Consider the following 22622-nt stretch of genomic DNA (forward strand, 5'->3'; position numbering starts at 1 on the left):
TGGAAAATCGGGGCGTATTTTATTTTAGCATTTAAGCGAGATTAAGGTGTTCCTCATACGCTTGTAACGTATTTGCCATTAACATTGCAATGGTCATTGGTCCGACACCACCTGGAACGGGGGTAATAAAGCTTGCATGTTGCGATGCACTTTCAAAATCGACATCACCGACAAGTTTACCGTCAACACGATTAATACCAACATCTATCACAATAGCACCATCTTTAATCCATTCACCTGGAATAAAATGGGGCTTACCTACCGCAACAATGACAATATCCGCTTGTTTAACATGTGAAGCCAAATCAACAGTAGCACTATGTGTCATCGTAACCGTACATTTTGCTGCAAGAAGCTCTAATGCCATAGGGCGACCCACAATTTTAGATGTACCCACAATCACTGCATGTTTACCCCGCAATTCAATACCACTTTCTTCTAAAAGTTTCATCACGCCATAAGGGGTGCAAGAGCGTAGGGTAGGGATTCCTTGGCAAAGACGACCTATATTGTAAGGATGAAAGCCATCAACATCCTTATGCGGTACAATGCGTTCAGTCACTTTTACTGTATCAATATGTTTAGGTAAAGGTAATTGTACGAGAATACCATCCACAGAATCATCCGCATTTAATTCATCAATTAGGTGCAGTAATTCTGCTTCCGTAGTAGTTTCTGGTAAATGGTGAGAGATAGAACGGATATTAAGTGCCTCACAACTACGTTGTTTATTGCGGACATAGATTTGGGATGCGGGATCTTCACCAACGAGGATAACGGCAAGGGATGGCTGTCTTAAATTTTGGTCTGTATAATTTTTTATTTTTTGTTGTAATTGTTGTTTTATTTTTGTACTTAATTCTGTGCCAGAAAGAATTTTTGCCGTCATAGTTACTCCCTTATTTCCTTAAACAGGAAAATTTATAAAAAAAGAAAATTATTCTCGCAGAAAAAAAATGAAAAAGTAAGCGCTTTTGCTAGAAAATTAGGCACTTAAATCAATAAATAAAAAAAAAAGTTTGACTACAAGAAAAAGAAAACTATAATGCAAAACACTTATCGGCGAGTAGCGCAGCTTGGTAGCGCAACTGGTTTGGGACCAGTGGGTCGTAGGTTCAAATCCTATCTCGCCGACCACCTCTTCTTATCCATTTGAAATGCGCCCTTAGCTCAGTTGGATAGAGCAACGGCCTTCTAAGCCGTAGGTCATTGGTTCGAATCCAATAGGGCGTGCCATTATACAATTCTTTCTAAACTTCATATATTTCAAAATATTCATTTGTTCAGATAATGTTATCTCTATGGTTTTATCTCCTTCTAGCTTTAGGTACAATTTAATGTGTATTTTAACCTAACTAGGAGAGAACTATGACGATTTCAACTCAACCCACGTTATTGACCATCAAAGGTCTAAAACAAGAATTTTTTAATGGGTGGAAACCTTTTGAAATTATTTGGCTTAGCCTTTTTTTAATTGCTCAAATTTGGGCTTACTATGTCACCCCTGACTCAATTTTAGGTATGATTTCAGGTATCTCTGGAATTTTATGCGTAGTTTTTGTTGGTAAAGGGAAAATTAGTAATTATTTATTCGGTCTTATTTTTGCGTATAGTTATTTTTATATGGCATGGGACAATAAATTTTATGGCGAAATGAGTACAGCACTTTTTGTATATATTCCTGCACAATTTATTGGCTATTTTATGTGGAAGCAAAACATGGTCAATGAAACTCAAGGTGAATTAGTAAAATCTAAAATGCTAACTTTAAAAGGTTGGGGGATTTTAACTATAAGTGTTGTTGTGGCAACCATAGCGTTTTATCTTTTTTTACGTACGACGGATGGGCATTCTATTGGATTAGATGGGCTAACAACAGTATTGGTTATTGCAGCTCAATTATTGATGATTTACCGTTACAGTGAACAATGGATTTTATGGATTTTGATTAATGTATTATCTATTATGCTGTGGGCAGATACGCCGTCAATGTATGTGATGTACAGTGCTTATTTACTTAATTCTTTATATGGTTATATAAATTGGCGCCAACTAGCAAAAAATGGGCTATAAAAAATATTAATGACTTGATAGATGAATAAAAAGGGGGAAATTGCGAGTCAGTACGAAACTTTTAGAAGTGGTTGCGGGGGCTGGATTTGAACCAACGACCTTCGGGTTATGAGCCCGACGAGCTACCAAGCTGCTCCACCCCGCGTCAGATGGTTGTTAATATACCTGATTATTTTTGTAAAGCAAGTGTTAAAATAGCTAAAATGCACTGAGTGCTATAAAAATAGGCATATTAACCATGATGAGTAGCGATATTTTCTTGTTTTTATAATGATTTTGTAACAAATTTTTGCTAGTTTATGGAAATTTTTAGAATGAAAGGATAATTAGAATGGAACGCGTTGATAATTACGAACAACGATTTGGTGGTATTGGACGATTATATACGCCTGAAGCCTTAGCTTATTTTCGTCAAGCTCATGTTTGCGTTGTTGGGATTGGCGGTGTTGGTTCATGGGCAGTGGAAGCGCTGGCACGATCAGGTATTGGTAAAATTACGATGATTGATCTTGATGATATTTGCGTGACTAACATTAACCGTCAATTACATGCTTTATCAGGTACGATAGGGCAACTTAAAACTGAAGCGATGGCCGAGAGAATTAAGCTGATTAATCCTGAATGTGAAGTAGAGATTATTGATGATTTCCTAACACCAGAAAATATGGCGGAATATTTAACAAAAGACTATGATTATGTGATTGATGCTATTGATCAGGTTAAGGTTAAAGCTGCGATGATTGCTTATTGTAAGCGTAATAAAATTAAAATTATCACAGTGGGTGGTGCTGGCGGACAAACAGATCCAACGCAAATTAAAATTGCAGATTTAACTAAAACGATCCAAGATCCGCTAGCTGCTAAAGTGCGTTCGCTTTTGCGTAAAGAATATGGATTCAGCCAGAATCCTAAGCGTAAATTTAGTGTCGATTGTGTTTATTCAACACAACCGCTTATTTTTCCAAAAATGGGGGATGGCTGTGCGGTTTCAGCCACAATGAATTGTGCCAATGGATTTGGTGCGGCAACGATGATTACAGCAACTTTTGCATTTTTTGCTGTATCTCGTGTTTTAGAAAAACTTGTTGTTAAACAAGCCCAAGAAGGTCATTAATAAGAAGGAGAAAAGAATGTCGGTCTTATTAAAAAAAACATTATTAGCTAGTGCGGTACTAGGGCTATCTAGTATTGCTCAAGCAACTATCGTTACTTCCGTTAAACCTCTCGGTTTTATTGCGTCCAGCATTGCCAATGGGGTCACTGATACTGAAGTTATTGTCCCCGCATACGCATCACCCCATGATTACAGCTTAAAACCAACAGATATCTTAAAATTACGGTCAGGAAATTTAGTGGTTTGGGTCGGTAAGCATGTGGACAGCTTTTTAGATAGCGCGATTGATCAGTTACCACAAAATGAGGTGTTAACTCTGGCTGATTTACCGCAATTTAAACAAGATCCTGCGTTACTTTTAAATGAAGAGGCACACGACCATGATCATGCTGAGGAAGCCGATGAGGATGATGAAGGGATTAATTGGCATATCTGGTTATCGCCTAAGATTGGTAATTTTATTGCAGAAGCCATTGCGACACGTTTAGAAAAAATTTACCCAGATAAAACGGCACAAATTAAAGCAAATTTAGTGCAATTCCAACAAAATCTGGCGAAAGAAAATAGCGTAATTAAGCAAGAATTGAGCCCGTTAAAAGATAAAGGTTTTTATGTGTTCCACGACGCATACGGTTATTTTAATCGTGCATATGATTTAAAACAATTAGGTTATTTCACGATTAATCCAATGATTACACCTGGAGCAAAAACCTTAGCTGCAATTAAAAAAGAAGTCGCTGATCATGCGGTGCAATGTTTATTTACAGAACCCCAGTTTACGCCGAAAATGATCGATATCTTGCATAAAGAAATGCATGTCAAAGTAGGGGTACTCGATCCGATGGGAAGTGATATTCCACTTAACAAAGACGCCTATATGCAATTCCTTCAAAGCCTTGCAAATGGCTATGCGAAGTGCTTAGGGTAAATTAAATAAATTTTTACGAAAAAAGGGGCGTGATAAAACGCCCCTTTATTTTGTGTAATCAACTTAGAATTACATTTTTTCTACGGTTTTAATACCAAGAAGATCTAAGCCAGTTTTTAATGTTTTACCTGTTAATAAAGCAAGTTTTAAACGGCTTAATTTTAATGCTTCGCTATTTGCAGTTAAGATTGGGCAATTTTCATAGAAGCTTGAGAACGTACCAGCAAGTTCGTAAAGGTAAGCACAAAGAATGTGTGGTGTACCTTCTTTAGCAACAACGTGTAATGCTTCATCAAATTGCATTAATTTAAGTGCTAATGCACGCTCTTTATCATCTTCAAGGATGATTGGCGCATTTTCAACGTATTGCATATCAATATCAACTTTGCTAAAGATTGATTGAATACGTGCATATGCGTATTGCATGTAAGGTGCTGTATTACCTTCAAAACTTAGCATGTTATCCCAGTCGAATACGTAGTCTGTTGTACGGTTTTTAGAAAGATCTGCGTATTTCACCGCACCGATACCTACCGCTTCAACAACGGCTGCTTTTTCTTCAGGAGAAAGGTGGGTTGATTTTTCAGAAATTAATTTATCCGCACGTTCAACTGCTTCATCTAAAAGATCAGCAAGTTTCACTGTACCACCGCTACGGGTTTTGAATGGTTTACCATCTTTGCCTAACATCATACCGAAGTTTTTGTGTTCAAGCTTAAATTCTGCAGGAACGAATCCACCTTTACGTGCGATTAACCATGCTGATTGCATATGTTGGCTTTGACGTGAATCAGAGAAAACAAGGACACGATCAGATTTTAACTCGTGGCAACGATAAGCTGCTGCGGCGATATCTGTTGTAGTATAAAGGTAACCACCATCTTTTTTCTGAACGATAACGCCCATAGGGTCGCCTTCTTTATTTTTGTATTCATCAAGATAAACAACAAGTGCGCCATCGTCTTCAACCGCTAAACCTTTTTCTTTTAAGGTTGCTACAACGCCTGGCAACATAGGGTTATAAAGGCTTTCCCCCATGATATCATCGTTAGTTAAACTTACGTTTAAACGATCATAGTTACGTTGGTTTTGTTGCATAGTGATGTTTACCAGTTTTTTCCACATGGTACGGCAATATTCATCACCACCTTGAAGTTTTACTACATAACTACGTGCTTTTTGTGCAAATTCAGGATCTTCATCATAGTGTTTTTTCGCATCACGATAGAACGCTTCTAAATCAGATAATTCCATTTCGGTTGCGTGTTCATTTTCCATTTTTTCAAGGTATGCGATTAACATCCCGAATTGCGTACCCCAGTCACCGATGTGGTTAGCACGGATAACACGGTTACCTAAAAATTCTAATGTACGAACAACCGCATCACCGATGATAGTTGAACGAAGGTGTCCAACGTGCATTTCTTTCGCAACATTTGGTGATGAGTAGTCAATTGCCACAGTTTCAAATGGGATTGCATCGATACCTAATTTTTCATCTTTAACTGCCGCATCTACTTTATTTGCTAGCCATGCAGGTGTTAAGAAAATGTTGATAAAACCAGGACCAGCGACTTCCATTTTTTCGATCATATCGCCTTTATCCACGTTTTGGATAATTTCTTGTGCGAAGTCACGAGGGTTTTTTCCTAGTTTTTTTGCTTCTGCCATCGCACCATTTGCCTGATAATCGCCAAATTGTGCTTTTGCTGATTGACGAATCATTGGGTTGCATTCATCGCTTGCCCCTGCAGCTACCATGGCTTTTTGAATTTTATCTGATAAAAGAGATTGAATAGTCATGACATACCTTAAATTTACACTAATTAAATGATCAGCTATCATACCGCCTATTAAGTTAATATAAAAGTAACACGGATTAAAAATGACAATATTCCTCAAAAATCCCGAAATTTTATTCACATTTGAAGAATTTCAGCAAAAAATTATGCAATTATCACAAGCTATGCATCTCGATTTAACCGAACAAGAAATTGATCATTTAGCAATTCGTGTTAATGAGCAAGATGAAGCACAGAAATGGCTAGATTTATTACTAAAGTACGGTACAATCATTAGTCAAAACGAGGTTAATGGTCGACCTATTTACTTAATTAAACTAGCAATGCCGATAACGATTTTTAATAATCAAGTTAGCGTGATTGAATTGCCGTTTCCTAAAAAAATTTATCCTGTTACAGGCTGGGAGCATTTAGAAATTGTTATGCCTTTTTTGGATAAAGAAAGTATTGAGGATTGGGAAAAGCGCATTTTAACTCATTATGGTTGGTTAGATAACGAAAGTTTAAAGGTAAAATGTAGTCAACCACAGGTAGAGGGCGAACAAAAGCCAAATCCATCTATTGCAGTGAGCTTTAAAGAATCAATGCATAATCATTGTTGCATTAAAGTTCATCCTTATACAATTGAATCAATCATTGAGGTATTAAAATGAAAAAAGCACTTTTTATCGTTCTTGCGACAAGTTTACTCGCCGCTTGTGCTCATCAATCAAAAGATACACAAACTTATCGTGGTGAAGTTATTGCAAGTCAGGTACAAGGTAATAATATGACGTTAACTTTGGCAAAAAATGATTGTCAAAAGTTATCTACGACCAAACACTTAGAAACTTATTCAATTACTGTACCGTATAATTCAAATTTAGTGGTAGGTTCTTGTGTACGTTATGATCGTAATGGTCAAGGTCAGCTTCAAAATGTAGAAAATATTTCACGTTCAAAATCTAACGATATGATGGCGCGTACAGGTATGTACTAACCTAAAATTTCATTGCATTTTTAGTCGTTCATTGTTACACTTTCCGACTCTTATCGTCGCTGAGTTAGAGATCGGCGTGCGATGTATGATTAACACTATTCTTGAAAAGGATACATTATGTCTCTAAGTACAGAAAAAAAAGCACAAATCGTTGCTGAATTTGGTCGTGATGCGAAAGACACTGGTTCTTCAGAAGTTCAAATCGCACTTTTAACTGCACAAATCAACCACTTACAACAACACTTTGCAGTGCACAAAAAAGACCATCACGGTCGTCGTGGTTTATTACGTATGGTTTCTCGTCGTCGTAAACTATTAGACTACTTAAAACGTACTAACCTTGAGCTTTACTTAAGCACAATCGAACGTTTAGGTTTACGTCGCTAATCCGTATGGATATCAAAAAGGCTTTCTTAGGAAAGCCTTTTTTGTTTTAGAATATGGGAAAATCAATAGAAGGATATCCTATGTTTAGCCATGATTTTGAACGACAATTTGAGCAATTTTTTCCTAATTCACAACCATTACTTATTGGATTAAGTGGTGGGGTGGATTCTGTTGTTTTAGTGCATTTATTGCATAAAATTTCTCGAAAAATGGGGCGTTATCCGCTACGCGTGATTCATATTCATCATGGTTTGAGTAAAAATGCAAATGAATGGCAGAATTATTGCCGTCATTTTTGTGATGAATTGGGTATCCCATTTTTGACAGAAAATGTATCGGTTCAGCGTGAGGGTAAAAGTCTTGAAGATGCGGCTCGTCAAGCACGTTATCAAGCGATTGCTCAGCATTTACAGCCAAATGAAATCTTTGTAACCGCACATCATCGAAACGATCAAGTTGAAACTTTTTTCCTTGCTTTAAAACGAGGCAGTGGCTTGCAAGGTTTATCCAGTATGGGGCAATTTTCGCAATTGGGCGACATCCCCTTATTTCGACCTTTACTCAATTTTTCACGCGCACAAATCGAACAATATGCCAAGGCTCATCAATTACATTGGGTGGAAGATGAGAGTAATAATGACACGGATTATGACCGTAATTTTTTGCGTCACGACGTATTGCCGATTTTACGACATCGTTGGCAAGCCTTTGACCAAACCGTTGCTCGTTCCGCTCAACTTTGTAGCGAACAACAAAAATTATTAAATGAATTACTCACGCCCGTTTTTTCGGAAAATTTTTTGCCAGAAAGTGGGGCGTTAGCTGTAAATCAATTTGTAGCATTTTCACCAGAAAAGCAAAATGCGTTACTCCGAATGTGGCTTTGCCATTTAGGGCAACCGATGCCGAGTCAAAAGCAACTTATCCAGATTCGCCAAGATGTTGTTTTTGCTCAATCAGATAAAAATCCTGCTTTTCAACTTGGTAACAAGATTTTACGCCGTTATCAGCAGAAATTGTATTTGACGGAAAAATTTATGCCTTTGGAAAAAGTATGCCTTCCGATAAGCGTAGAGGAGGAAATTGTTTTACCTGATGGCTTGGGGAATTTGAGTTTGCAAAGTGATGGACAAACGAATTGTTTTCAGTGGCATACGGCTAAGCAAAATATCATGGTACATTTGCCATTAACCGCAGAACCAATCTGTATTCGTTTTCATTATTCAGGCACGGTAAAACAGGCGAATGGTCATCAGGAAACGATGAAAAAATGTTGGCAAAAGGCTAGGGTTCCGCCGTGGGAGCGTCAACGCACTCCGCTTATTTTTTACGGCGAAACCTTTATGACTGCATTAGGGGCGTTTAAGTCGGCTCAGTAATGCGTTGCCATTCTTCAAAGAATGTAGGGAAAGTTTTATTCACACAACTTGGATCGAGTAGAGTAATTCCTTTCCCTGCAAAACTGGTCAGCGCAAAGCACATGGCAATACGATGATCACGGTATGTTTCGATCTCGGCGTGTTGGAACGCATTTTCTGCGAGTGGATAGACATGAATAAAGTCTTCACCTTCCTCAACCGTAGCACCGATTTTGCGTAATTCAGTTGCCATTGCGCTAAGACGATCTGTTTCTTTAACCCGCCAGTTATAGACATTGCGGATATAGGTATCCCCTTTGGCAAAAAGGGCGGTGGTGGCGATCGTCATTGCTGCATCTGGAATAGCATTGAAGTCTAAATCAACACCGTGTAATTCACCTTTTTCTGCCTCAATAAAATGATCGCCATAGGTGATTTTCGCCCCCATTTGGGCAAGAACTTCGGCAAAGGTTGCATCACCTTGTAGGCTATTTTTATCAATACCATAAACGCGGACTTTTCCTGCTAATGCACCTAGGGCTAGAAAATAAGAAGCACTTGAAGCATCTCCCTCTACAAAGTAGTTTTCGGGATTTTGATAAGATTGTTTGGCTTTAATAAAGAGATTTTGCCCTTGCCATTCTACCTTTACTCCAAAAATTTCCATCATTCGGATAGTCATTTCAATGTAAGGTTTTGAAACTAATTCGCCTACAATTTCGATATGCGTATCTTGCTCACAAAAAGGGGCAACCATTAATAAAGCACTTAAAAATTGGGAAGAAATAGAACCATCAATTTGAATATGACCGCCCCCTAATCCCGTACTTTTAATGCGAAGTGGTGGATAATTTAATTTATTTTGATATTGAATGTCTGCGCCTGCTTGGCGTAGCGCGTCAACTAGATGTCCGATAGGACGATTCTGCATGCGTTCTTCCCCAGTGAGTACAATACTCTGTGGCATTGGTGTTTTTAATGTTAACGCAGCGGTAAGAAAACGCATGGCGGTTCCAGCATTACCAAGGAAAAGGGCAGGAGATGCTGGGGATTTAAAAATACCGCCACAACCTGTAATCTGGCACGTTTTAAAATCGTCTAAAAAATGCATAGTCACGCCAAGTTGGTGCAAAGCCTCACGCATGTAGCGAGTGTCGTCACTATCAAGTAAATTATAAAGTGTTGTTGTGCCGTGACTAAGTGCAGCAAGAAGTAAGGCACGATTAGTCAGACTTTTTGAGCCAGGAAGATGAATTTCACCTTTTGCTTCAGTAAGGGGCGGTAGGGTAATTTTAGATGGCATAATTTGAACAATATTTAATAAAATTTTATGAAAATCGTGGCGTGATTGCCACGAAAATTAAACTTGTAACCAGAAACTAACGGGACCGTCATTAACAAGGCTGACTTGCATATCTGCAGCAAATTGCCCTGTTTCTGTATGGATTTGTTTTTGTGCTTCAGCAACAAAATAGTCATAAAGTGCCTCTGCTTTGGCAGGAACAGCACCTTTAGAAAAACTTGGACGCAGACCTTTTTGCGTATCCGCTACTAAAGTGAATTGAGAAACGACTAATAATTCACCTTGAATGCTTTTTAAGCCGAGATTCATTTTGCCATTTTCATCGGCAAAAATACGGTAATTTAGGACTTTTTCCAATAATTTACGTGCTTTTTCTTCATTATCATCTTGTTCAACGCCAAGTAAAACAAGAATACCTTGCGAAATATTTCCGATAATTTTTTGATCAACTTCGACAGAGGCGGATTTTACACGTTGAATAAATGCGATCATTGTTGTTCCTTAATTTGTTCTAAAGTCATATTTTTTTCATACATGGTTCTTAAATCTTGGAGTGCAGCTGCTAATTGTGCACCAAGTAAAATGGCAAGCCAACTCAGTTGTAACCAGAGTAAAAGGATAGGTAATGTTGCCATGGCACCATAGATGAGATGGTAAGATGGGAAAGTAACGATGTACCAATTAAAACATTTTTTACCAAGTGTAAAAAATACTGCTGCGACTAAAGCACCGACTGCGGAATCGCGCCAATTAATTTTCGTGTTAGGCACGATTAAATAAATAAAAGTAAAGATGATCCAGGTAATGAAAAATGGCACAATTTTGAGAAAATTGATGCCAAATGGTAACGAAAAACTACTTGGTATTAAATGCGAGGCAAAAAGCGTCACATAACTTGTTACAGCAAGGCTTAGTGCCATTAAAATAGGACCAATAAGCAGGATTAACCAGTAGATTCCGAAAGAATATACAAGCGGTCTTTTGCGCGTATTACGCCAAATTTTATTGAGCGTTACATCAATAGAGTGAATCAGGAGTAAGGCAACGAAGAATAAACTGATAATTCCAATCGCACTCATTTGACGTGAGTTTTCAACGAATTGTTGTAGGTAGTGTCCAACAATATCCCCTGTGGTTGGTGAAAAATTTGAATAAACAAAATTTTGTAAACGATCACTTAACTGTGCGAAAAGGGGAAAATGGGAAAAAATAGAAAAAACCACCATCAGCAAAGGAACAAAAGCAAGCATTGTGCTATAAGTCAGATAGCCTGCTGCTTGAGGGAGGTTGTTTTGTTGAAAGCGAATTAAAAAAAGTTTGATAAATAATGTAAGTTTTTTAGCGTGCATAAGATATTTATAATATTTATTAAAAAATTAAATAGATACCGCATTTTTTAATTTTTTTAATGCATTATTTTCCAATTGGCGTACCCGTTCTGCTGAAATGTGATATTTATCCGCCAAATCTTGAAGCGTTGCTTTGTCATCATCTAGCCAACGTGAACGAATGATATCTTGGCTTCTTTCATCAAGTGCATCTAATGCACTTGCAATTTGTTCTGTCGCTTGGGTTTCATAGTTTTCGTCTTCAAGTTCAGCAGCAAAATTAGAACTTTTATCCTCAAGGTAAAGAGTAGGCGAAAAGCTATTTTCTTCTTTATCTTCTGTTGGAAGATCGTACCCTAAATCTGCCCCCGTCATACGACTTTCCATTTCGATGACGTCTTTGGGCGAGACCCCTAATTCTTCCGCCACCATTTTCACTTCTTGATCGTTAAACCAACCAAGGCGTTTTTTATTTTTGCGTAGATTGAAGAACAGTTTACGCTGCGATTTTGTGGTCGCAACTTTGACAATACGCCAGTTTTTTAGCACGTATTCATGAATTTCGGCTTTAATCCAGTGGACGGCGAAAGAAACTAAGCGAACCCCCATATCTGGATTAAAACGTTTAACGGCTTTCATCAGACCAACAGTACCTTCTTGAATTAAATCTGCAAGCGGTAAGCCATAACCAGAATAACCACGGGCAACATGAATAACAAAACGCAAGTGAGAGAGAACAAGTTTACGAGCTGCAGCGACATCGCCTTCATAAAAAACACGTTCGGCAAGTTCTTTTTCTTCCTCCGCAGAAAGCATAGGTTGTTCGTAGGCAAGATGAATGTAACTTTCAATATTACCATTTGGAACTAAGGTTAAACTACGATTCTGTGACTTTTCTTGGGTACTATCTTTCACTTGCATCTTCCTTCTAATGTCTTAGAGAGATTAATCTTCAATATAAATCAGACCGTCATCAAGCCAGTTGCAAATACTGTCTAAAATGAGCCAAATTGCTTCTTTATCTGTAGGATTGTGCCATAAATTTAGAAGTTCTTTATAATTAAAACTTTCACCATTGGCAAGACGTTTTAACAATTGTGCTTCTTCTGTTGTTAATTCATCAAGCCATTCACCATTTGCATAGATCCGAAGTGGGTTTTCACAATAAATAATTTTGGCATTATTATCTTGGCGTAAGCGAGCATTTGTATGCATAAGCTGTGTTTCAATTTCCTCAATATCAGCCATTTCTTCGGTAGGAAGAAGATCATAACGGCGTGAACTGAGTTCTTTAGCAACGGCTTGTTGAAAAATATCATCAAAAGCAGCGCTTTCTGATAAAGTTTGTAAAAATTGTCTTTTTAACTCTGAAAGTGTCTCAGGCGTTAGCTCACCACATGGCTGGGCAGGTGGGGTAAAGCGGACAGGAATTTGTAAGACAGAACGATTATCCCCGTTATCATGATTTAGCATTTGTGCGTTCGCATCTAAAAGAGCTGCGGGATTGGTTAAACGCAAACCAAAAGAAAAAGTTAAACAGTCGGATTTTGCAACACCATAATGCGCCATACGAGATGGGATATAAAGGACATCTCCCGGTTGCATGGTTTCATCAATAACCAATTCTCCCATATCATCAAAAATACGGATAGGTTGGTTAGGTTTAAATTCAGTAGTTGGATCGCACCATTTTCCTAATTGCCAATGACGCTCACCATAACCTTGCACCAAAAATACATCATATTCATCGTAATGTTTTCCTACGGATCCGCCTTTAGGCGCATAGGAAACCATGATATCATCACGAGCCCATTGTGGAATAAAATCAAAGGCTTGCCAAAGATTACCTAGCTCTAATGACCATTGTTCCATATTTTGGACAAGTACGGACCATTTTTCGGGTAAATTTTTAAAATCTTTTTCGTGTAATGGACTTCTGCTTAAACGCCAATCATCGTCGCTAAATTGTTTTACAAGACGTGCTGTTGCATCTTCATTTTGAGCTAATTCAATAATATCAGCTGGTTCAAATTGACCTATAATTTGGGGCAATCCTTGACGAATAAGTAATGGTTTTTTTTGCCAATAATCACGTAAAAATATTTCAGGTGTAATTGAAGCTGGAAGTATGGTTTTCATAGAGAATCTCTTTGATATAATTTAAAACTTTAAGCTATAACATCAGGTTAGGAATTCATTGCTTGTTCTTTAGCACGTTGACGACGGATTTCACGAGGATCAGCAAGTAATGGACGATAGATCTCAATGCGATCGCCATTATTTACCGTGTCTTTGAGCGTGACTGGACGACTAAAAATCCCTACTTTGTTTTTATGTAAATCAATGTTAGGAAATTTTTCGAGCAGTTTAGAGTGCAGAATTGCCTCTTCTACGGTTGTGCCTTCAGAAACAGTATAACTTTTTAGAAAATGACGTTTTGGTAATGCATAAGCAATCGTAATGCGGATATCAGACACAAATTTCTCCTTCGATAATCCTGTAAAATGACAGAATAATTTTATGATGAAATTTCCATTATACCTGAAGTTATTTTTCCATTAACTAAAATACGAATAAAAATTTTATACGTTGAAAAAGTATTTAATAAAACGATATTTTTATGCAAGAATCTGAACAACTATATTATGAGGAGGAAAGAATGAGTAATAAGCCTGATAGTTTATCTCTCGCATTTAAGACGTTATTGGCAGAGGAACGTTGCTCTTCACAATTAGAAATCGTTAATGCCTTACAAGAACAAGGCTTTCACCAAATTAATCAATCCAAAGTTTCACGTATGTTGAGTCGATTTGGGGCAGTACGCATTCGTAATACAAAAGGCGAAACAGTCTATTGTTTACCTAATGAATTAAGTGTACCCTCAACAACAAGTCCGATTAAAAATTTAGTTTTAGATATCGATCACAATCATGCAATTATTGTCGTAAAAACGAGTCCTGGGGCTGCTCAGCTCATCGCAAGATTATTAGATAATTTAGGAAAAAGCGAAGGGATCTTAGGGACAATCGCTGGGGACGATACGATTTTTATTACACCAACGCAGAATTGTGAAATTACCAAATTAATGGGAGATATCGAGGCATTATTTGACGCAGCTTTATAAAAGTTTTTCTTAACATGACGTAGGGGAAGCAGATGAAAATATTTGTCACCGGTGCAACGGGATTTGTAGGAACCGCTTTAACAAAAGCATTATTGGCAGATGGACATCAGATTGTTGCGTTAACACGCAATGCTCAAAAAGCGCAAGGACGGTTACCCGAAATAGAGTGGGTGGAGCAATTAGGGATATTTTCAAATTTTGATCATTTTGATGCGGTAATTAATTTAGCAGGTGAACCTATATTTGATAAGGCATGGAACGATGCGCAGAAAGATAAACTTACTCAAAGTCGAGTAGGTATTACTCAGCAATTATCTTCTCTTATCAATGCTAGCCAAACACCGCCTAAAGTCTTTATTTCAGGATCAGCGATGGGATTTTATGGCGATAGTGGAGAGATGTTATTAACTGAAAAATCATCGTCTGGAAAAAATTTTACCGCAGAATTATGTCGGAAGTGGGAAGCGGCTGCTTTACAGGCAAATACTCGGGTTTGCCTTGTTAGAACGGGGATTGTGTTTGCATTACATGGTGGAGCTTTTCCTCGAATCTATCGACTATTCAAATGGGGACTGGGTGGTAAATTAGGTGCTGGTACACAATATTGGTCATGGATTAGTTTGACGGATATGGTCCGTGGTATTATGTTCTTGCTTACGCATCCGAACTGTGATGGACCATTTAATTTTGTTACTCCTGAACTTATGACGAATGAAACCTTTACTCGTCAGCTTTCACATTATTTACATCGCCCAGCCTTCTTTGCTGCACCAACTTTTATTTTACGCTATGTCCTTGGTGAGCGGGCAGATTTATTGCTTGATAGTCAAAAAGGACGACCAGAAAAATTATTAAAAGCAGGTTTTGTTTTTCAAAATAAAGATTTCGCTGATTTTTTACAATCGCTTCCATTGAAATAAAAACGAGCAAAAAAGGGAAAATTCCGTTAGAATTTTCCCTTTTATATTAAGAAGGATTTTGGGATGCTTTGTGCTATTTATAAAAGCCATAAAAAAGAAGGCATGTATCTTTACATCAAAAAACGAGATCAATTTGATGATGTTCCAGAAGCATTGCTAGAACATTTCGGCAAACCGATTTTTGTAATGTTATTTAACCTAGCGGGTGAAAAGGTACTTGCACAATGTGACAAAAAAATTGTTGAACAAAAACTTGAAGAAACGGGATTTTATCTCCATTATCCCCCAAAGAGTGAAAACCTTTTTGAAGAATGGGTCGCTCAAAATAAGAAACAAAAAATTAAAAATGATTAGGAATACATATGAAATTTATTTCATTTAATATTAATGGCTTGAGAGCAAGACCTCATCAATTAGAGGCGATTATTGAAAAGCATCAACCTGATGTGATTGGTTTGCAAGAAATTAAAGTATCTGATGAAGACTTTCCGCATCATTTGTTTGAAAATTGTGGCTATCACGTTTTTCATCATGGTCAAAAAGGACATTACGGCGTAGCATTACTTTGTAAGAAACAACCTGTTGCTGTACGCAAAGGCTTTAGTACTGATGCACCTGACGCTCAACGTCGCCTTATTATGGCAGATATTGAAACAGAATTTGGATTACTTACTGTAATTAATGGTTATTTTCCACAAGGAGAATCTCGTAAACATGAAACGAAATTTCCATTAAAAGAAAAATTTTATGCAGATTTGTTGCATTACGTGACGAAAGAACATAATCCAGAGAATCCAATTCTCATTATGGGTGATATGAATATTTGCCCAAGTGATTTAGATATTGGTATTGGGGAGGTAAATAGAAAACGTTGGTTAAGTCGTGGCGTTTGTGCATTTTTACCAGAGGAGCGTGAATGGTATCAACGACTTTATGATGCGGGATTAAAAGACAGTTTCCGTCAACTTAATCCACTCGCGTATGATAAATATTCGTGGTTTGATTACCGTTCAAAAGGCATTTTAGATAATCGAGGATTACGAATTGATCATATTTTAGTTAATGACATGTTGATGCAACACTGTGTTGATGTGGGTATTGATTTAGAAATTCGTAACATGGAAAAACCATCTGATCACGCACCTGTTTGGGCGACGTTTAAGTGAGGAAATTATGGCAGCACAATGGCAGCATTACCGTACTAATGTAAATGGTAATGAAGCGCTTTTTTCTGTGAATTTGAGTTATGTAGATGAACAAAGAATGGATGCATCTACCGTAGTGCAATTTGAATTACCTTTTGAAGCAGAAAGTGATGGACTGCCATCAGAAAGTAACTTTAAACGTTTTATCCGAGATTTAATTAAAGTCACTTCATTGATTAACTCATTAGACAAGGTAAGTTATGTGGGGTATTGGCTTTGTAATGGGGTTGCACAGGTTTATTTTTATTGTACCTATGAAGATAAAACAGAGTTAATGGCAATCCTAGAGCATGCAAATTGCCAAAAGGTTAAAGCTCAACTTGATCCAACGTGGGATATTTATTTTGATTTTCTTATCCCATCACCTTTAGAAATTAAAATGACGGCAACAGAGGAAATGTTGTCTATTTTGCGACAACGTGGTGAAGAATTGGATAAAGCGTATAAGGTTGATCATCGTTTTTATTTCTATCAAGAACAAGATATGCAGGAATTTTTAGAATATGTGGCTGAACAAGATAAAGATTTTTTATCTTTGCAACATAGTAATATGCCAGTCCCAGTTCGAGAAAATGAAAATGCGTATCTAGTCAAAGTAGAGCAAGAAGTCAATTTAGAAGAAAATATTATTTTTGATACCGTTGAATTTTTTGAACAAACGAGTCAGGAATTTCAAGGACGTTATCTTGGATGGCGTCCACAAAACTCGGTAATGGATGAAAAATATTTAAATTAATCTTTTTAAATATTTTAATTCTAGTGCGGGAAAGAAAAATATTTCCCGCATTTTTTTTCACAGTAATAGATAAAATTGATTGTGAGAATTAAAGGTAAGGGTGTTACAATCCCTAGAGTAATTATTAGAAAAACAATTTGAGTAAGTGAGAGTGAAGCAGTTATGGCTCGTCAAAAGAAAACACGTAAAATTTCAGATATTATGCCAACCCGAAAGGCTGACAAAAAAGTGCCGATGCCTAAAAATCGTCGCCAAATGAGCCGTTATGAGCTAGATGCACAAGCCCGTGAAGATAAGAAAAAACGTAAACATAAAGGGCTTTCTTCTGGTAGTCGTAATGGAGGCGTTGAGAAAAAAGAAATTAAAAATCAGAGTATGCCACAAGATCCACGTGTAGGTAGTCGTAAAAAAGTGCCTCTTATTGTGGAAGAAGTTGTTGGTAAAAACTTAAAACCTATTGCGAAATCAAAAGATGTAATCGAAATCGTTAAACCAACTGCGTTAGATCCAAATGTTGAATTAATGCAATTGGAAAATAATGAATGTTTAAATCAACTTTTAGATGATTTAGAAGCAGGTAAAAAATTATCTCATGAAGATCAACAATTCGTTGACGAATGTTTAGCTCGTATCGAAGAATTGATGGATCAACTTGGTTTAGCGGATGAAGAAAATGAAGATGATCTTTACCGTACTTTTGAGAAAATTGATATTAACCAATTCAAATAGGATATACCAATGTTATGGGGACTATTTAGTTTAGGTATCATCATTATTGCAGTGATGCTGGCATATGCTGTTTATCTTTTATTAAAACTTAAAAAACAAAAATTAGCGTTTCGTAAAGCTCGCCAAGCGAGAGCAGAACGTTTGAAAGAAAGCATTTTAATTATCGCAAAAGCCATGCAAAGTGGTGACTGTAATTTCTCAGAAGGTGTGATTCGCATCAAAATGTTACTACAACCACTTGGGCTTGATTTCATGCGCTATCCCGCTATGCAGAATTTGTATAACGTAGTGATGGATATGCCGACTCATGATGCACGCAAAGCCTTGAAACGCAACGAACGTATGCGCCTTGATTTAATTCGTGAAAAAGCTGAAGATGATTATCAAGACTCTATTCATCAAGAATTGCCGACATTAATTCAAGAAGTAAAGGCATACGTAATTAATTAAAGATTTACGAGATATAACGATTAATCAGAGGAGAACTTTATGACAAAACATTATGATTACCTTGCGATTGGTGGCGGTAGTGGTGGTATTGCATCCATTAACCGTGCAGCACAATATGGTAAAAAATGTGCCATTATCGAAGCAAAAGAACTAGGTGGTACATGTGTAAACGTAGGTTGTGTACCTAAAAAAGTGATGTGGTATGGCGCTCAAATGGCAGAAGCATTACATGAATATGCACCCGCTTATGGTTTCGATGTTGATGTCAAAAAGTTTGACTATAAAAAATTGGTAACTAATCGCCAAGCTTATATTGATCGTATTCATCAATCTTATAATAACGTATTAGCGAATAATCACGTTGATGTTATTCGTGGTTTTGCAACCTTTGTTGACGCTCATACTGTAGAAGTGAATGGTGAAAAAATTACGGCTGATCATATTCTGATTGCTGTTGGTGGTCGTCCTGCCCGTCCAAATATTAAAGGTGCCGAGTATGGTATTGATTCTGATGGTTTCTTTGAATTAGAAAGTTTACCAAAATCTGTTGCAATTATTGGGGCAGGTTATATCGCCGTTGAGATTGCAGGTGTTATGAATAGTTTTGGTGTAGATACGCATTTATTTGTGCGCCAAGGTACGCCATTACGTAGTTTCGATCCTCTTATTGTGGAAACCCTTTGTGATGAATATGCACGCCAAGGCATTGAGATTCACACTTTTAGTGTTCCACAAGAAGTGATTAAAAATGCGGATAATACTTACACTATTACCTTTGAAAATGGAAAATCACATAAAACAGATTGTCTAATTTGGGCGATTGGTCGTGTTCCAACCACTGATAAAATTAATTTACAAGCAGCAGGCGTAGAAACAAATGATCGTGGTTTCATTAAAGTAGATAAATTCCAAAATACCAATGTACCTGGTGTATATGCAGTTGGTGATATTATTGAAGGCGGAATTGAATTAACACCAGTTGCGGTTGCCGCAGGTCGTCGCTTATCTGAACGTTTATTTAACAATAAACCAAATGAACACTTAGATTATAATCTTGTGCCATCTGTGGTTTTCTCTCACCCACCAATTGGTAATGTCGGTTTAACAGAGCCAAAAGCGATTGAAAAATATGGTAAAGAAAACGTAAAAGTATATCAAAGTAAATTTACCCCAATGTACACGGCGATTGCCGATCCAAAATATCGTCAAGCATGCCGTATGAAACTGGTGTGTGTAGGTGAAGATGAAAAAGTTGTGGGACTACACGGTATCGGTTTTGGGGTGGATGAAATGATTCAAGGTTTTGCCGTGGCAATCAAAATGGGGGCAACAAAAGCGGACTTTGATAATACGGTAGCCATTCACCCAACAGGTTCTGAAGAATTTGTGACAATGCGCTAATTTTTGCGTTAAAAAAATAATATCACGCCCCGATTTTCAAAAAAATTTATGAAAATCGGGGCGTGTTTTTATAGGAATATGTTGTCCCTATCTTTTAACCAGATAGGGACAATGTCGCTATTGTTGATTACCAATGCCCCCGTATTTATATTCAGGAATCATGTTGTGATCAGTAATGATTTCTAATGGGCGATGTATACGAGAGAAGTCAATTTGATCGTATGGAATAAGTTTATGTTCAAAAATCTTATTCGTACCAATCTTCAATTCTTCATCATCTTTAAATACAGGTTGCTGGTTATAAGGCCACACCATCTTGCTGAGTGCTGTTTCTATTTTTTCACGAGTAAGCGGTTGGATTGGTTTTAGACTTGCAATTGCAAAATTTTCGTATTGATAGACTTCAGGGAAAACGTGTTTTGCTGTATAGAATGCATCCATAAACCAAGTTGTATTATAAGAAAGGAAACCATTTGGATTAAGGTGTTCTTTTGCCAATGTTAGAAATTCCTTACTTAATAAGTTGGTTGAATAGTTACGCCAGTACCAGGTAGTGTTCATAAGAATGTAATCAAACTTCAGATCCTTATGACGTGCTAACCAACGACGACCATCATCAGCAATAATAGTGATACGTTTATCTTTCAATAAATGATTCATAGCTGGATAGAATTTTGCAAAATCCACATAAGCAGGATTAATTTCAACCACGGTCATATGTTTTAAAGTTGGAATTGCCGCTAAAATTTCTACCCATGATCCTGTAGAAAGTCCAACAACCAAGATATTTTGTGCTTTGGGTGCAATAACTGGAAGCAGATAAGCACGTTCCACCATATTATTATCTTTGATTAAACTGGTATTTAATTTGCCATCATAAACATTATTCCCAAAAACAAATTTATCATGAGTTTTTTCTTGATCATAAACTTGGATAAAGCCATTTTTATTTTCAATAAGGGTTTCTAATGTCATTCCTTGGTAACGACCTAGATTATGAATCATGGTTTCAGGAAGAGTGAAAATACTCACTAAAGTGATGATACCAATAATTGCTGAAAGAATTTTTATCCAGATTTTGGATACGCAGAAAAAAATCACAACAAAGGTCATGGTAATAATGAGAAGGTACATTTGTTGTGTATTGAAAATATCTAAAAGATAAAATCCAACAAAAATAGGTGCAATCGTACATCCCAAAACATTTGCAAAATAAACATTAGAAATTGCAGCGCCTGTTTTTACTTTTTCAGTACCAAGGTGATGAACCATTGGGAACACAATACCACGTAACATAGCGGTAATAATCATGCATAACGCAGCATTCCAAAACGATGGATTACCTAAACAGAAATAGCAAAGTGCGACGATATCAAATAGATTTGCGATAAAAAACACGTGACCAATATTAGGAATAGAGACGAGTTCTTGTTTACAGAGCTGTTTACCGATCAAAGAACCAATCGCAATACCAAAAAGGAATAATGCTAAGGTAAGTGAAAAGGCTTGTGGAAGTGAATGAGTAATAAACCCAAAAATACGGATATAAATAACTTCAATACTAAGACTTAAAAAGCCTCCGATGAATGAAAGTAATGCGGCTTTTTTATTCATGAGCGGTCACCTTTCTAATTGATGATAATACGACAAAAATAGAGGTTGCGACGATAAGATTAATGGTTGCCGCAATATAGATTGTTTGATCGAGTGTGTAAGAGGTAAAGAGAATAAAACCCGTTGCAAAACAAGCTGCGCCAGCACCAATGGTGTTAGTAAAATAAAGCCAACCGATATTATCACCAATATTAGGATTATATTGTTGAAGATAAGTAGTAAGAAGTGGAAGAGTACAGCCCATTAAGAAAGTTGGGAAAAGTAATAGCACAAAGTTAGCGAAAGCGATCATAAATGTGGAACTATAAAGGAAAGTTTCTTGTGACCACATTAAAATACTTGGGCTAGCAAAACCAAAACAACCGATACCTATCTCAGTTAATGCAAAGAAAATAATGATATTAGCGGTATTCGGTAAAAGTTTATCCGCAATGCGTCCGCCAAAATAAGCTCCCACGCCAAGACCTGCCATAAAAACGCTAATAATGACCGTAATAGATTCCAAATCCACGCCGAAGGCAGTAAATAGCATTCGTTGCCATGCAATTTGATAGACAAGGGCAGAGAATCCTGACATAAAGAAAATTATTTTGATAAAAATATTAAGTAATTTCATAAATCATCCTATATCACTCCAAAGATAATTAATTTTAGTTAATTTATGAAAGATGTACTATGATCGAGATCATAGGATTGGGAAAGACTATTAAATGAGGGGGCATGATACCCCCTTTGGATGCCTAGATTTTATGTGTTATTTTTGCTGATCAACGGCCTCTAATGCACGTAAGGCGTAGGTATAAGCCGCGCCAGCATTTAGAGCGATAGCAGTAGCTAGTGCACCAGCAATTTCACTCTCAGTTGCACCTGCCTTTGCTGCTTCTTCAGCATGAACACTAATACAGCTTTCGCAACGTGTAGTTATGGCAACGGCTAAAGCAATTAATTCACGTGTTTTATGATCAAGTGCTTCGGCAGCAGCAGCGGTGCCGAGTGCTTTATAAGCCTCCAACATTTTAGGATGGTTCTGTCCGAGTTTACCAAAAGATTGTTTTACTAATGTGGTATGATTTTTCCAGTTATTAAATTCCATATTTTCTCCTTATGTATGTTTAATAAGTGATGTAACGGTATTTATTTTTGCTATTTTTTAGGAATTAAAATCGTTAAA

At 37.0% G+C, this 22622-nt stretch carries 26 protein-coding genes and 3 tRNA genes; 17 read left to right on the forward strand and 12 right to left on the reverse strand.

The genetic code is table 11. The features are described from left to right. Positions 1-31 precede the first annotated feature (31 nt). The gene (gene folD / locus EL259_RS05690) at positions 32-889 is read right to left on the reverse strand and encodes a bifunctional methylenetetrahydrofolate dehydrogenase/methenyltetrahydrofolate cyclohydrolase FolD (RefSeq protein ID WP_126599812.1); all 858 of its coding nucleotides are present in this window, start codon (positions 887-889) and stop codon (positions 32-34) included. A gap of 171 nt (positions 890-1060) precedes the next feature. On the opposite strand from folD, the gene EL259_RS05695 reads away from it, so the two are divergent. The 3 genes from EL259_RS05695 to pnuC all read left to right on the forward strand — a co-directional run bounded on the left by EL259_RS05695 (position 1061) and on the right by pnuC (position 2073). Then, positions 1061-1137 (forward strand) — tRNA-Pro (locus tag EL259_RS05695). 22 nt (positions 1138-1159) lie between these two features. Continuing rightward, a tRNA-Arg gene (locus EL259_RS05700) sits at positions 1160-1236 on the forward strand. A 132-nt stretch (positions 1237-1368) separates the two neighbouring features. Then, positions 1369-2073, forward strand: a complete 705-nt coding sequence (gene pnuC / locus EL259_RS05705) for a nicotinamide riboside transporter PnuC (protein ID WP_126599814.1) — start codon at positions 1369-1371, stop codon at positions 2071-2073. 68 nt (positions 2074-2141) lie between these two features. Here pnuC and EL259_RS05710 read toward each other — a convergent pair. Then, positions 2142-2218, reverse strand: a tRNA-Met gene (locus EL259_RS05710). Between the two features lie 186 nt (positions 2219-2404). On the opposite strand from EL259_RS05710, the gene tcdA reads away from it, so the two are divergent. Beyond that, positions 2405-3187: a tRNA cyclic N6-threonylcarbamoyladenosine(37) synthase TcdA gene (gene tcdA / locus EL259_RS05715; protein ID WP_126599816.1), complete on the forward strand. Its 783-nt coding sequence runs from the start codon at positions 2405-2407 to the stop codon at positions 3185-3187. Positions 3188-3203: 16 nt separating this feature from the next. Beyond that, on the forward strand, positions 3204-4115 hold the full coding sequence (znuA, locus tag EL259_RS05720) for a zinc ABC transporter substrate-binding protein ZnuA (protein WP_126599818.1): 912 nt from the start codon (positions 3204-3206) through the stop codon (positions 4113-4115). Positions 4116-4184: 69 nt separating this feature from the next. On the opposite strand, the gene argS is transcribed toward znuA, so the two are convergent. Continuing rightward, positions 4185-5918 carry an arginine--tRNA ligase gene (gene argS / locus EL259_RS05725; protein ID WP_126599820.1) on the reverse strand — a complete coding sequence of 578 codons (1734 nt, stop codon included), beginning with the start codon at positions 5916-5918 and terminating at the stop codon, positions 4185-4187. A gap of 82 nt (positions 5919-6000) precedes the next feature. Here argS and EL259_RS05730 point away from each other — a divergent pair, with 82 nt between their 5' ends. From EL259_RS05730 to tilS, 4 genes are all read left to right on the forward strand, one after another. After that, positions 6001-6570, forward strand: a complete 570-nt coding sequence (locus EL259_RS05730; protein WP_126599822.1) for a VOC family protein — start codon at positions 6001-6003, stop codon at positions 6568-6570. Further along, complete coding sequence (locus EL259_RS05735) at positions 6567-6896, forward strand: hypothetical protein (protein ID WP_126599824.1); 330 nt, start codon at positions 6567-6569, stop codon at positions 6894-6896. Before EL259_RS05730 ends, EL259_RS05735 begins: the two co-directional genes overlap by 4 nt. Positions 6897-7013: 117 nt before the next feature. Then, complete coding sequence (rpsO, locus tag EL259_RS05740) at positions 7014-7283, forward strand: 30S ribosomal protein S15 (RefSeq protein ID WP_126599826.1); 270 nt, start codon at positions 7014-7016, stop codon at positions 7281-7283. Positions 7284-7363: 80 nt separating this feature from the next. Beyond that, positions 7364-8662, forward strand: coding sequence for a tRNA lysidine(34) synthetase TilS (gene tilS / locus EL259_RS05745; RefSeq protein WP_126599828.1), 1299 nt, complete (start codon positions 7364-7366; stop codon positions 8660-8662). On the opposite strand, the gene aroA is transcribed toward tilS, so the two are convergent. Genes aroA through EL259_RS05775 form a run of 6 tightly spaced genes read right to left on the reverse strand, consistent with a single transcriptional unit; the run spans position 8646 to position 13749 of the window. Further along, positions 8646-9944 (reverse strand): 3-phosphoshikimate 1-carboxyvinyltransferase, encoded by a 1299-nt coding sequence (gene aroA, locus EL259_RS05750; RefSeq protein ID WP_126599830.1) that lies wholly within the window; start codon positions 9942-9944, stop codon positions 8646-8648. The genes tilS and aroA overlap by 17 nt on opposite strands. 57 nt (positions 9945-10001) lie before the next feature. Beyond that, positions 10002-10436: a D-aminoacyl-tRNA deacylase gene (dtd, locus tag EL259_RS05755; protein WP_126599832.1), complete on the reverse strand. Its 435-nt coding sequence runs from the start codon at positions 10434-10436 to the stop codon at positions 10002-10004. Further along, on the reverse strand, positions 10433-11293 hold the full coding sequence (locus EL259_RS05760; RefSeq protein ID WP_126599834.1) for a virulence factor BrkB family protein: 861 nt from the start codon (positions 11291-11293) through the stop codon (positions 10433-10435). Before EL259_RS05760 ends, dtd begins: the two co-directional genes overlap by 4 nt. 27 nt (positions 11294-11320) lie before the next feature. Beyond that, entirely contained in the window at positions 11321-12187 is an 867-nt protein-coding gene (gene rpoH / locus EL259_RS05765; RefSeq protein ID WP_232019021.1) for an RNA polymerase sigma factor RpoH, read from the reverse strand. 30 nt (positions 12188-12217) lie between these two features. Further along, complete coding sequence (locus tag EL259_RS05770; protein WP_408608238.1) at positions 12218-13429, reverse strand: ribosomal protein uL16 3-hydroxylase; 1212 nt, start codon at positions 13427-13429, stop codon at positions 12218-12220. 29 nt (positions 13430-13458) lie between these two features. Next, the gene (locus tag EL259_RS05775) at positions 13459-13749 is read right to left on the reverse strand and encodes an RnfH family protein (RefSeq protein WP_126599840.1); all 291 of its coding nucleotides are present in this window, start codon (positions 13747-13749) and stop codon (positions 13459-13461) included. Between the two features lie 182 nt (positions 13750-13931). On the opposite strand from EL259_RS05775, the gene argR reads away from it, so the two are divergent. From argR to gorA, 8 genes are all read left to right on the forward strand, one after another. Further along, positions 13932-14396: a transcriptional regulator ArgR gene (gene argR / locus EL259_RS05780; protein ID WP_126599842.1), complete on the forward strand. Its 465-nt coding sequence runs from the start codon at positions 13932-13934 to the stop codon at positions 14394-14396. 32 nt (positions 14397-14428) lie between these two features. After that, positions 14429-15316, forward strand: coding sequence for a TIGR01777 family oxidoreductase (locus tag EL259_RS05785; protein WP_126599844.1), 888 nt, complete (start codon positions 14429-14431; stop codon positions 15314-15316). 63 nt (positions 15317-15379) lie between these two features. Further along, complete coding sequence (locus EL259_RS05790; protein ID WP_126599846.1) at positions 15380-15670, forward strand: YcgL domain-containing protein; 291 nt, start codon at positions 15380-15382, stop codon at positions 15668-15670. Between the two features lie 8 nt (positions 15671-15678). Next, positions 15679-16482: an exodeoxyribonuclease III gene (gene xthA / locus EL259_RS05795; protein ID WP_126599848.1), complete on the forward strand. Its 804-nt coding sequence runs from the start codon at positions 15679-15681 to the stop codon at positions 16480-16482. Positions 16483-16489: 7 nt separating this feature from the next. After that, positions 16490-17257 (forward strand): TIGR01619 family protein, encoded by a 768-nt coding sequence (locus EL259_RS05800; protein ID WP_126599850.1) that lies wholly within the window; start codon positions 16490-16492, stop codon positions 17255-17257. A gap of 162 nt (positions 17258-17419) precedes the next feature. Further along, entirely contained in the window at positions 17420-17986 is a 567-nt protein-coding gene (gene yihI / locus EL259_RS05805) for a Der GTPase-activating protein YihI (RefSeq protein WP_126599852.1), read from the forward strand. Positions 17987-17995: 9 nt separating this feature from the next. Next, on the forward strand, positions 17996-18436 hold the full coding sequence (locus EL259_RS05810) for a DUF2489 domain-containing protein (protein ID WP_126599854.1): 441 nt from the start codon (positions 17996-17998) through the stop codon (positions 18434-18436). Between the two features lie 39 nt (positions 18437-18475). Beyond that, positions 18476-19837: a glutathione-disulfide reductase gene (gorA, locus tag EL259_RS05815; RefSeq protein WP_126599856.1), complete on the forward strand. Its 1362-nt coding sequence runs from the start codon at positions 18476-18478 to the stop codon at positions 19835-19837. Positions 19838-19954: 117 nt separating this feature from the next. Here gorA and EL259_RS05820 read toward each other — a convergent pair whose 3' ends face one another. From EL259_RS05820 to EL259_RS05830, 3 genes are all read right to left on the reverse strand, one after another. Further along, complete coding sequence (locus EL259_RS05820; protein WP_126599858.1) at positions 19955-21451, reverse strand: spermine/spermidine synthase domain-containing protein; 1497 nt, start codon at positions 21449-21451, stop codon at positions 19955-19957. Next, a complete protein-coding gene (locus tag EL259_RS05825) occupies positions 21444-22067 on the reverse strand; it encodes a fused MFS/spermidine synthase (protein WP_126599859.1) in 624 nt (207 codons plus the stop codon). The genes EL259_RS05820 and EL259_RS05825 overlap by 8 nt, the downstream gene beginning before the upstream one ends. A 138-nt stretch (positions 22068-22205) precedes the next feature. Continuing rightward, the gene (locus EL259_RS05830) at positions 22206-22544 is read right to left on the reverse strand and encodes a carboxymuconolactone decarboxylase family protein (RefSeq protein ID WP_126599860.1); all 339 of its coding nucleotides are present in this window, start codon (positions 22542-22544) and stop codon (positions 22206-22208) included. Positions 22545-22622: the final 78 nt, after the last annotated feature.

The organism is Actinobacillus delphinicola, assembly GCF_900638385.1.
GTDB classification, from domain to species: domain Bacteria; phylum Pseudomonadota; class Gammaproteobacteria; order Enterobacterales; family Pasteurellaceae; genus Actinobacillus_C; species Actinobacillus_C delphinicola.

Coding starts and splice junctions, on each gene's coding strand:
- EL259_RS05730 (WP_126599822.1), top strand. CDS start 6,001: ATGACAATATTCCTCAAAAATCCCGAAATTTTATTCACATTTGAAGAA.
- argS (WP_126599820.1), bottom strand. CDS start 5,918: ATGACTATTCAATCTCTTTTATCAGATAAAATTCAAAAAGCCATGGTA.
- EL259_RS05830 (WP_126599860.1), bottom strand. CDS start 22,544: ATGGAATTTAATAACTGGAAAAATCATACCACATTAGTAAAACAATCT.
- argR (WP_126599842.1), top strand. CDS start 13,932: ATGAGTAATAAGCCTGATAGTTTATCTCTCGCATTTAAGACGTTATTG.
- tilS (WP_126599828.1), top strand. CDS start 7,364: ATGTTTAGCCATGATTTTGAACGACAATTTGAGCAATTTTTTCCTAAT.
- EL259_RS05735 (WP_126599824.1), top strand. CDS start 6,567: ATGAAAAAAGCACTTTTTATCGTTCTTGCGACAAGTTTACTCGCCGCT.
- EL259_RS05800 (WP_126599850.1), top strand. CDS start 16,490: ATGGCAGCACAATGGCAGCATTACCGTACTAATGTAAATGGTAATGAA.
- pnuC (WP_126599814.1), top strand. CDS start 1,369: ATGACGATTTCAACTCAACCCACGTTATTGACCATCAAAGGTCTAAAA.
- rpsO (WP_126599826.1), top strand. CDS start 7,014: ATGTCTCTAAGTACAGAAAAAAAAGCACAAATCGTTGCTGAATTTGGT.
- EL259_RS05785 (WP_126599844.1), top strand. CDS start 14,429: ATGAAAATATTTGTCACCGGTGCAACGGGATTTGTAGGAACCGCTTTA.
- folD (WP_126599812.1), bottom strand. CDS start 889: ATGACGGCAAAAATTCTTTCTGGCACAGAATTAAGTACAAAAATAAAA.
- EL259_RS05820 (WP_126599858.1), bottom strand. CDS start 21,451: ATGAATAAAAAAGCCGCATTACTTTCATTCATCGGAGGCTTTTTAAGT.
- znuA (WP_126599818.1), top strand. CDS start 3,204: ATGTCGGTCTTATTAAAAAAAACATTATTAGCTAGTGCGGTACTAGGG.
- EL259_RS05825 (WP_126599859.1), bottom strand. CDS start 22,067: ATGAAATTACTTAATATTTTTATCAAAATAATTTTCTTTATGTCAGGA.
- tcdA (WP_126599816.1), top strand. CDS start 2,405: ATGGAACGCGTTGATAATTACGAACAACGATTTGGTGGTATTGGACGA.
- gorA (WP_126599856.1), top strand. CDS start 18,476: ATGACAAAACATTATGATTACCTTGCGATTGGTGGCGGTAGTGGTGGT.
- dtd (WP_126599832.1), bottom strand. CDS start 10,436: ATGATCGCATTTATTCAACGTGTAAAATCCGCCTCTGTCGAAGTTGAT.
- EL259_RS05810 (WP_126599854.1), top strand. CDS start 17,996: ATGTTATGGGGACTATTTAGTTTAGGTATCATCATTATTGCAGTGATG.
- xthA (WP_126599848.1), top strand. CDS start 15,679: ATGAAATTTATTTCATTTAATATTAATGGCTTGAGAGCAAGACCTCAT.
- EL259_RS05790 (WP_126599846.1), top strand. CDS start 15,380: ATGCTTTGTGCTATTTATAAAAGCCATAAAAAAGAAGGCATGTATCTT.
- EL259_RS05760 (WP_126599834.1), bottom strand. CDS start 11,293: ATGCACGCTAAAAAACTTACATTATTTATCAAACTTTTTTTAATTCGC.
- aroA (WP_126599830.1), bottom strand. CDS start 9,944: ATGCCATCTAAAATTACCCTACCGCCCCTTACTGAAGCAAAAGGTGAA.
- yihI (WP_126599852.1), top strand. CDS start 17,420: ATGGCTCGTCAAAAGAAAACACGTAAAATTTCAGATATTATGCCAACC.